Origin of the sequence: Roseicyclus sp., from assembly GCF_052168335.1 — a bacterium.
In the GTDB taxonomy this organism is placed as follows: Bacteria; Pseudomonadota; Alphaproteobacteria; order Rhodobacterales; family Rhodobacteraceae; genus Roseibacterium.
This window is the reverse complement of record NZ_JBQLZP010000419.1, coordinates 1-7,906: the sequence shown is the minus strand read 5'-3', so window position 1 is coordinate 7,906 and position 7,906 is coordinate 1. Positions and strand designations below refer to the sequence as shown.

Here is a 7,906-nt window from a genome sequence, read left to right as displayed (position 1 = left end):
GGCTGCGCAACGAGTTGCAGCTGCACCCGCTGCGCCGGCCGCGCCTCGTCGGCAAGGCCCCGGTCATCGCCGTCGCCCGCGGCGAGACGGGCGGGACCACCGACCTCGCGCGCGCGCTTGCCGAGAGCTATGCCCGCGCCCGGATGAAGACCCTGTTCATCGAGGCCGATCTGGGCTGCGCCGGGGACGACGCGGTGTCTCCGGGATGGGGCGAAGTGCTCGGCGGGGCGGCGGTCGAGCTTGTGCCGGCCGGCCCCGGCCTCTGGAACCTGTGCGCCGGGTCCGAACGGAGGCTCGACGACCGGGCGGTCTCGGCGCCGATGGTGCGGGCCGCGCTCGAGCGGTTCGTGCGCGAGTTCGACGCCGTCGTCGTGTCGGCCGGCAGCCTGCGCGACCGCCTGTCCTGCCAGTTCCTGCTCGCCGCCGCCGATGTGGGCGTCCTCGCGCTCCGCCCCGCGGACCGCCGCTCCGCCATCCTGCCACAGGTGGAGCGCCTCGATTCCCTGCCGCGCAACGGCAGCGTCGCGGTGATGCGCAGCGCCCTTCCGGGCGATCCCTGGCTCGCCGTCAGAACCTGAATTTAAGATATTTTCCCGAAAGATGCGTCCGATGAGCACGACCACCCTCGAGATGATGCGCGCCGCCCGGCGCCGACCCGGCCCGGGCGCCAAGCGCCTGATGGACGTCGTCCTGACGCTGCTGCTTCTTGGCCTGATCTGGCCGGGTCTCGTCGTGATCGCGCTGGTCGTCGCGCTCACCTCGCGGGGCCCCGTGTTCTTCGTGCAGCGGCGCGTGGGCCGCGACGGCGCGACGTTCGGGATGATCAAGTTCCGCTCGATGTACCGCGACGCGGAGGCGCGGAGGGCCGAGCTCCTGGCGCTCAGCGACCGCGCGGGGATCTGCCTCAAGCTCCGCGACGATCCGCGCGTCACGCCGGTCGGGCGGGTGCTGCGGCGCTGGTCGCTCGACGAGCTGCCGCAGCTCTTCAACGTGCTGAGGGGCGACATGTCGCTGGTCGGCCCGCGCCCCGCGCTCCCCGAGGAGGTGGCGGCCTATCCGCCGCGCGCCCATGCCCGCCACCGGGTCCGGCCCGGCATCACCGGCCTCTGGCAGGTGTCCGGCCGCGCCGATCTCGGGTTCGAGGAGATGATCGACCTCGACCTCGACTACGTGCGGCGCGTCTCGGTCCTGACCGACCTCGTCCTGATGCTGCGGACGGTCCGCGTCGTGCTGAGCGGTCGCGGCGCCTACTGATCCCGGCCGCGCCGGTTCCCGGCTCCCTCCTGCCGCTCCCGTGCCGAGCCGCCGCCTCGGCCTCACGAGGCCTTCCAACCGCCCGCCGGGGGATGTAGCAAGGGGCGATCTCTCCCCGAGAGACGACGCGCCGGGCCCGGCAGGCGGCCCCGCTGCGCGGAGCAGGAGGTCGCGGCGTCCGGCCGCGATACGGACGGAATGACACAGTCAGGCACGAGAGCCACCACCGCGGAACGCAGGTTCCGCAGGACCGCGCGCGTCGATACGCGGCAGGGCGTGGGCGCGGTCGCGCGCATCACGCGCATGTGCCTGCGCTATCCCGTTCCCGTCGCGCTCGCGCTCGGGGCGACGGTGCCCGCCGTGCTGATGCAACTCGCCATTCCCGTCATCCTCGGGCGCGCCGTCGACCAGTCGCTCGCCATGGCCGAGGCGGAGACCGACGTGCGCGCGCTCGGCCTCATCGCGCTGACGCTCCTCGGGGCGAGCGTGCTGCGCGGCCTCTTCACGCTGGTGCAGAACTATGCCGCCGAGGCGGTCGGCCACGCGCTCGCGCAGGACCTCCGCAACGCGATCTACGACAAGGTGCAGCGGCTGCCGTTCTCCTTCCACGACCGCACCCATTCGGGCGACCTCATCACCGTGGGGATGCTCGACCTCGAGGGGGTGCGGATGTACTTCTCGACGGCGCTGGTGCGCACGCTCCTCCTGACGCTGCTGATCGGGGTGGGGGCGTGGCTCCTGCTGTCCACCGATGTCGTGCTGGGCCTTCTCGCGCTGTCCTTCGTGCCTTTCGCGGCGTGGCGGAGCTCGGTCATGCAGCTCACGCTCCGGCGCACCTGGCTGATCCTGCAGGAGAAACTCGGCCTGCTCAGCCAGGTGATGGAGGAGAACCTCGCCGGCACCCGCGTCGTGCGCGCCTTCGCGGCGGTGGACCACGAGATGGCGAAGTTCGACCGCGCCTCGACGGAGGCGCTCGACTACAGCCACCAGCGCATCGACATCCGCGTGCGCAACACGTCGGCGATGACCTTCGCCTTCTTCGCGGCGATGGGCCTCGTGCTGTTCCACGGCGGGCGGCAGGTGGCGGCGGGCGAGATCACGGTGGGCACGCTCGCCACCTTCCTGACCTTCATGACGATCCTCCAGATGCCGGTCCGCCAGCTCGGCCTGATGGTCAACGCCTATGCCCGCGCCTCGACCTGCGGCGCGCGCCTCTTCCAGCTTCTCGACATGCCGGTCGAGATCGCCGACGCCGAGGGGGCGGAGGACCTGCGGATCACGGATGGCACCCTCCGGCTCGAGAACGTGAGCTTCGCCTATCCCGGCGACGACCGGCGGCAGGCGGTCACGGGCATCTCCTTCGAGGCACGGCGCGGCCAGACAATCGGCATCCTCGGTGCGCCCGGGGCCGGCAAGACGACGCTCATGCACCTGCTGCCGCGCTTCTACGACGTGACGGAGGGCAGCATCACCATCGACGGGCAGGACATCCGCGAGGTGACGCTGGCCTCGGTGCGCGAGGCGGTGGCGGTCGTCCAGCAGGACTCGTTCCTCTTCACCACGACGATCGAGAACAACATCGCCTACGCCGCCCCCTTCGCCGAGGAGCGGAGTATCCACCGCGTCTCGGATTCCGCGCAGCTCCACGACTACGTGCTCGGCCTGCCGCAGCAATACGGCACCGTGGTGGGCGAGCGGGGCGTCTCGCTCTCGGGCGGGCAGCGGCAGCGGCTGTCGATCGCGCGGACGCTGATGATGGAGCCGGCGGTCCTGATCTTCGACGACTCGACCGCCGCCATCGACGCGGGCACCGAAAGCCGCATCCGCGCGGCGCTCAGGACCTACGCCAAGGACCGCGTCACCCTCATCGTGGCGCACCGGCTGGCGAGCCTGCGGCACGCCGACCTGATCCTCTTCCTCGAGGACGGCCGCATCGTCGAGCGCGGCACGCACGAGGAACTGCTCGCGCTGGGCGGGCGCTACCGGGCGCTGCACGACCTCCAGACGCAGCGGGGCGCGGACCTGCCGGAGGGCGCGGCATGAGGCATGACGGCACGCCCGAGCCGCGCGATCCCCACGACGACGGCCGCCCCCGGATGCGCGCGGTCGTGGGCTCCACGCGGGTGGAGGAGGAGATCTTCGGCCGCGCCTTCGACGGGCGCGTGGTCCGGCGCATCTGGCACTTCGTGGCGCCTTACCGCCGGCGGGTCTGGCTCGCCATCGCGGCGGTGCTCGTCTTCACGCTCTCGCAGCTGACCATCCCGCTCCTCATCCGCTTCGCCATCGACGAGGGCATGGCGCCCGGCGCGGCGCCGGGCCTCCTGACCGGGATCGTCGCGCTCTTCGGGCTGGTCATCGCGGTCAACTACGCCGCCTCGCTGGCGCAGGAGCGGATCACGGGGCAGGTGGCCGAGCACGTCCTCTTCGACATCCGCCGCAGGATGTTCGGGCATCTCCAGCGCGTCTCGCTGTCCTTCATGGACAAGACCGAGGTGGGGCGGCTCATGTCGCGGCTCCAGGGCGACGTGAACTCGATGCAGGAATTCCTCGAGACCTCGGTGCAGTCGGTGGGCGACATCGCGCTTCTCGTCGGCATCGTCGCGGTGATGCTCTGGCTCGACTGGCAGCTTGCGGGCCTCGTCCTCCTCGTCCTGCCGGTCCTCCTCGTCGTGCGGGTGCTGTGGCTCGCCAGGGCGCGGGCGGCGTTCCTCGCGGCGCACGAGGCGAACTCCGTCACCAACGGAGCGCTGGCCGAGGCGATCCACGGCGTCCGCGCGGTGCAGGCCATGGGGCGGAACCGCCTGAACGCCGAGCTCTACGCGACGCTCGCCAACCGCACATACCGCGCGCAGCTCCGCGCCTCGCGGCTGGCGCAGATCATGATCCCCATCGTCGACAGCCTGACCGGCATCGCCATGGCGACGGTGGTGGTCGCGGGCGGCCTGATGGTGGCCTCGGGCAGCCTCGAGGTCGGTGTCCTCGTCGCGTTCCTGTTCTACATCCAGCGCTTCTTCGACCCGATCCGATCGCTGACGATGCAATATTCCGTCATGCAGCGCGCCATGGCCTCGGGCCACCGTCTGACCGAGGTGCTGGACGTGGCCGTGGACGTGACCGACGCGCCCGACGCCGTGCCGCTCGGCCCGGAGGACGACGGCTCGGTCGAGTTCCGGGGCGTGACCTTCGGCTACGATCCGGCGAACCCGGTCCTGCGCGATGTCAGCTTCAAGGTGACGTCGGGCGAGCGCGTGGCGCTGGTCGGCCCGACCGGCTCGGGCAAGTCGAGCTCGATCTCGCTCATCCACCGCTTCTACGACGTGCAGGAGGGGGCCGTCCTGGTGGGCGGGCGCGATGTGCGCGAGGTCACGCAGGACAGCCTCGGGCGCCACATCGCCATGGTGCTTCAGGAGCCCTATCTCTTCACCGGCACGGTGATGGAGAACATCCGCTATGCCACCACCGGCGCCACGGACGAGGACGTGATCGCGGCCGCGCAGGCGGTGGGCGCGCACGACTTCATCACGGCGATGCCCGAGGGCTACGCCACGATGCTGGAGGAGCGCGGCTCGAACCTCAGCCTCGGGCAGCGTCAGCTTCTCAGCTTCTCGCGCGCGCTGGTGGTGGACGCGAAGATCCTCGTCCTCGACGAGGCGACGGCCAACATCGACAGCTACACCGAGCTGCAGATCCAGCGGGCGCTCGAGCGGCTTCTGGAGGGGCGCACCGGCCTCGTCATCGCGCACCGGCTCGCCACGATCCGCAACGCCGACCGGATCGTCGTGCTCCAGCAGGGGCGCAAGATCGAGGAGGGCGACCACGACGCGCTGATGGCGCGGGGCGGCCTCTACGCGAAGCTCTACGACCTCAATTACGCGAGCTTCGACGACATCCCCGACACGCTCACGGACGAGGCGACGCGGACGCGGTCGTGATCGGCGGGCAGCGCCGATGCTGCGCCAGGGCGGGCAGCGCGGGCGCTCTTGTCATCGAGGGTTCATCCCGCGCCGGCCGGGCGGAGGATGGCGACGCCGAAGAAATCCCGCTCGTCGGTGAGGAAGTCGTCGACCTCCCAACCCGTTTCCTCCGCCGCCCGCGCGACCGTTTCGGGGCGGTATTTGTGGCTGTTCTCTGTGTGGATGCTCTCGCCCGCGTCGAAGCGCAGGATCGTGCCGCCGAGGGACACCTCCTGCGCGGCCCGGCTCACCAGATGCATCTCGATGCGCGCGTGTCGCGCGTTCCAGCGCGCCGCGTGGTCGAAGCTCTCCACGTCGAAGGTGCCGCCCGCCTCGCGGTTGAGACGGCGCAGGAGGTTGCGGTTGAATTCCGCCGTCACGCCCGCCGCGTCGTCGTAGGCCCGCACCAGCGTCGCGGTGTCCTTCACCAGATCGACGCCGAGCACGAAGGCGGCGATCCCGTCCCACGCCCTGACGCGGGCGAGCAGGTCCCGCGCCTCCTCCGGGTCGAGGTTGCCGATGGTCGAGCCGGGGAAGAAGGCGACCTTGGGCAGGTCGCGGACCTCCTCCGGCAGCGCGAGGCGGCCAAGGAAGTCGCCCGCCAGCGGCGCCACGCGGAGGCCCGGATAGGCGAGGTCCAGCTTGCGCGCCACCTCGGCCAGGAAACCCTCGGAGACGTCGATCGGCACGTAGGCCCCGAGCCCGCCGAGCGCGTCGAGGAGAACGCGCGTCTTGGTGCTCGCGCCGCTGCCCAGTTCGACCAGCGCGGCGCCCTCGGGGACCGCGGCCGCGATCCGCCCCACCTCGCGCCGCAGGATCGAGAGCTCGGTACGCGTGGGATAGTATTCCGGCAGGTCCGTGATCCGCTCGAAGAGCGCGCTGCCCTCGGCGTCGTAGAACCACTTGGGGTTCATCCGCTTCGGCCGCGCGCGGAGCCCGGCCAGCGCGTCCGCGAGAAGGGCGCGGTTCGTCACGAGGGGCTTGTCAATCTCACCCGTCCTGCGCGAGGCGGAGGCCGAGCATCTGCCAGCGCTGATGCGGGTAGAAGAACGTCCGGTAGGTCGGGCGCATCTGTGCGGCCGGCGTCGCGCAGGAGCCGCCGCGCAGCACGAACTGGTTCACCATGAACTTGCCGTTGTATTCGCCGATGGCCCCCTCGGGCGGGCGGAAGCCGGGATAGGGCGTGAAGGGGCTCTGCGTCCATTCCCAGACATCGCCCCAGGGCCCTCCGCCCGGAAGCGGGCGCAGCTGCCCGTCGTCGAGGAAATTGCCCGCGATCGGGCGGTCGCGGAAGGCGACCTCCCACTCGGCCTCGGTCGGCAGGCGCGCGCCCGCCCAGCGGGCGAAGGCGTCGGCCTCGTAGTAGCTGACATGGACCACCGGCGCGTCGAGGTTCACCGGCTGCGGCCCCCGGAGCGTGTAGGTCCACCACGCGCCGTCCTGCCGCCACCAGTAGAGCGGCGCGTCCCAGCCCTCCCGCGCGCGGCAGGTCCAGCCGTCCATCAGCCAGAGCGGCGCCGTCTCGTAGCCGCCGTCCTCGATGAAGGCGATCCACTCGCGGTTCGTCACCGGCCGGTCCGCGATGCGGAACGGGTCGAGCCAGGTCCGGTGGCGCGGACCCTCGCAGTCGTAGGCGAAACCGTCGCCGTCGTGGCCGATCTCGACGAGGCCGCCGTCATGCGCCGTGAAGGACAGGGGCACCTCCTCGGTCACCGCCATGGGTTCGGGGTCGCGGTAGGCGGGCAGGAGGGGGTTGAACGAGAAGCCGTGCAACAGGTCGGTGACGAGAAGCTCCTGGTGCTGCATCTCGTGGTGGCAGCCGAGCTCCACCAGCGCGGCGATCTCCTCCGCGTCGTCGCGGCCGGTCTCGAGCATGCGCCCGAGCGCGTCGTCCACATGCGCGCGGTATTCCGCCACGGCCTGCCCCTCGGGCCGCGAGACCAAGGCGCGCCGGTCGCGGGCGTGGCGCGGCCCGGCCTGCACGTAGTAGGAGTTGAAGAGGAACGCGAAACGCGCGTCCGGCGCGCGGTAGCCGGGATCGCGCGGCGTCAGGATGAACTCCTCGAAGAACCACGTCGTGTGCGCGAGGTGCCACTTGGCCGGGCTCGCGTCCTCCATCGACTGGAGCATCGTGTCCTCGGGACAGAGCGGCGCCGCGAGCGCCTCCGACCGCGACCGCACCGACCGGAAGAGGGCGAGCGCGTCGTTCGGGGCGAGGGCGGCGGCGGTGCTTGTCGTCATGGGGTCCCCGGATCGGTTCGCTGGGCTGGAAGATGTTGAACGCGAAGCGCCGGGTTCGGTTGCATCGGGCGCGCACCTTCCCGGCGGGGCGCATCTGGGGCTGCGTCGAAATGGCGGTTGCCATTTCCGACAAAAACGGTCAGAAAAAAAGGCAGCCCAGTCACATCGGCTCCCTTTGGCCCGCCGGTCAGCTCGGAACAACGCCGTCTCCACCGCCTCCGGGCAGGACGCCATTCCGGGAAAACCATGTCCGTTCAGACAGATCACGCTGCGGGGCCCAGTTCGCCCGGCTGCGGCGCCCGTCCCGATCCGAAGGGCGGCCATGTCCGCGACCTCGGCCTCGCCCGAGAGGAGGAGATCGTCCTCGCCGTTGCGCGCCTGTTTTTCCTCAGCTTCGCGGCGCCCGGGTCGGAGGCGTGGATCGCCGCGATGGCGGCCGCCGCGCAGGGCCTCGGCCC

General features: G+C 71.2%; 7 protein-coding genes. 5 read left to right on the top strand and 2 right to left on the bottom strand.

Annotated elements, in window-relative coordinates:
• The 4 genes from ACTS11_RS12845 to ACTS11_RS12830 all read left to right on the top strand — a co-directional run.
• On the top strand, nucleotides 1-578 hold a 578-nt coding region (locus ACTS11_RS12845; RefSeq protein WP_442640706.1), incomplete at its 5' end, for a hypothetical protein.
• Between the two features lie 31 nt (nucleotides 579-609).
• Entirely contained in the window at nucleotides 610-1,254 is a 645-nt protein-coding gene (locus ACTS11_RS12840; protein WP_442640705.1) for a sugar transferase, read from the top strand.
• 198 nt (nucleotides 1,255-1,452) lie between these two features.
• Nucleotides 1,453-3,297 carry an ABC transporter ATP-binding protein gene (locus ACTS11_RS12835; RefSeq protein ID WP_442640704.1) on the top strand — a complete coding sequence of 615 codons (1,845 nt, stop codon included), beginning with the start codon at nucleotides 1,453-1,455 and terminating at the stop codon, nucleotides 3,295-3,297.
• Nucleotides 3,294-5,186, top strand: a complete 1,893-nt coding sequence (locus ACTS11_RS12830) for an ABC transporter ATP-binding protein (protein ID WP_442640703.1) — start codon at nucleotides 3,294-3,296, stop codon at nucleotides 5,184-5,186. Before ACTS11_RS12835 ends, ACTS11_RS12830 begins: the two co-directional genes overlap by 4 nt.
• Before the next feature lie 62 nt (nucleotides 5,187-5,248).
• Here ACTS11_RS12830 and egtD read toward each other — a convergent pair whose 3' ends face one another.
• Entirely contained in the window at nucleotides 5,249-6,181 is a 933-nt protein-coding gene (gene egtD / locus ACTS11_RS12825) for an L-histidine N(alpha)-methyltransferase (RefSeq protein WP_442640702.1), read from the bottom strand.
• Nucleotides 6,182-6,197: 16 nt separating this feature from the next.
• Complete coding sequence (egtB, locus tag ACTS11_RS12820; RefSeq protein ID WP_442640701.1) at nucleotides 6,198-7,448, bottom strand: ergothioneine biosynthesis protein EgtB; 1,251 nt, start codon at nucleotides 7,446-7,448, stop codon at nucleotides 6,198-6,200.
• 246 nt (nucleotides 7,449-7,694) lie between these two features.
• Here egtB and ACTS11_RS12815 point away from each other — a divergent pair.
• A partial coding sequence (locus ACTS11_RS12815) for a hypothetical protein (protein WP_442640700.1) occupies nucleotides 7,695-7,906 on the top strand: 212 nt, incomplete at its 3' end.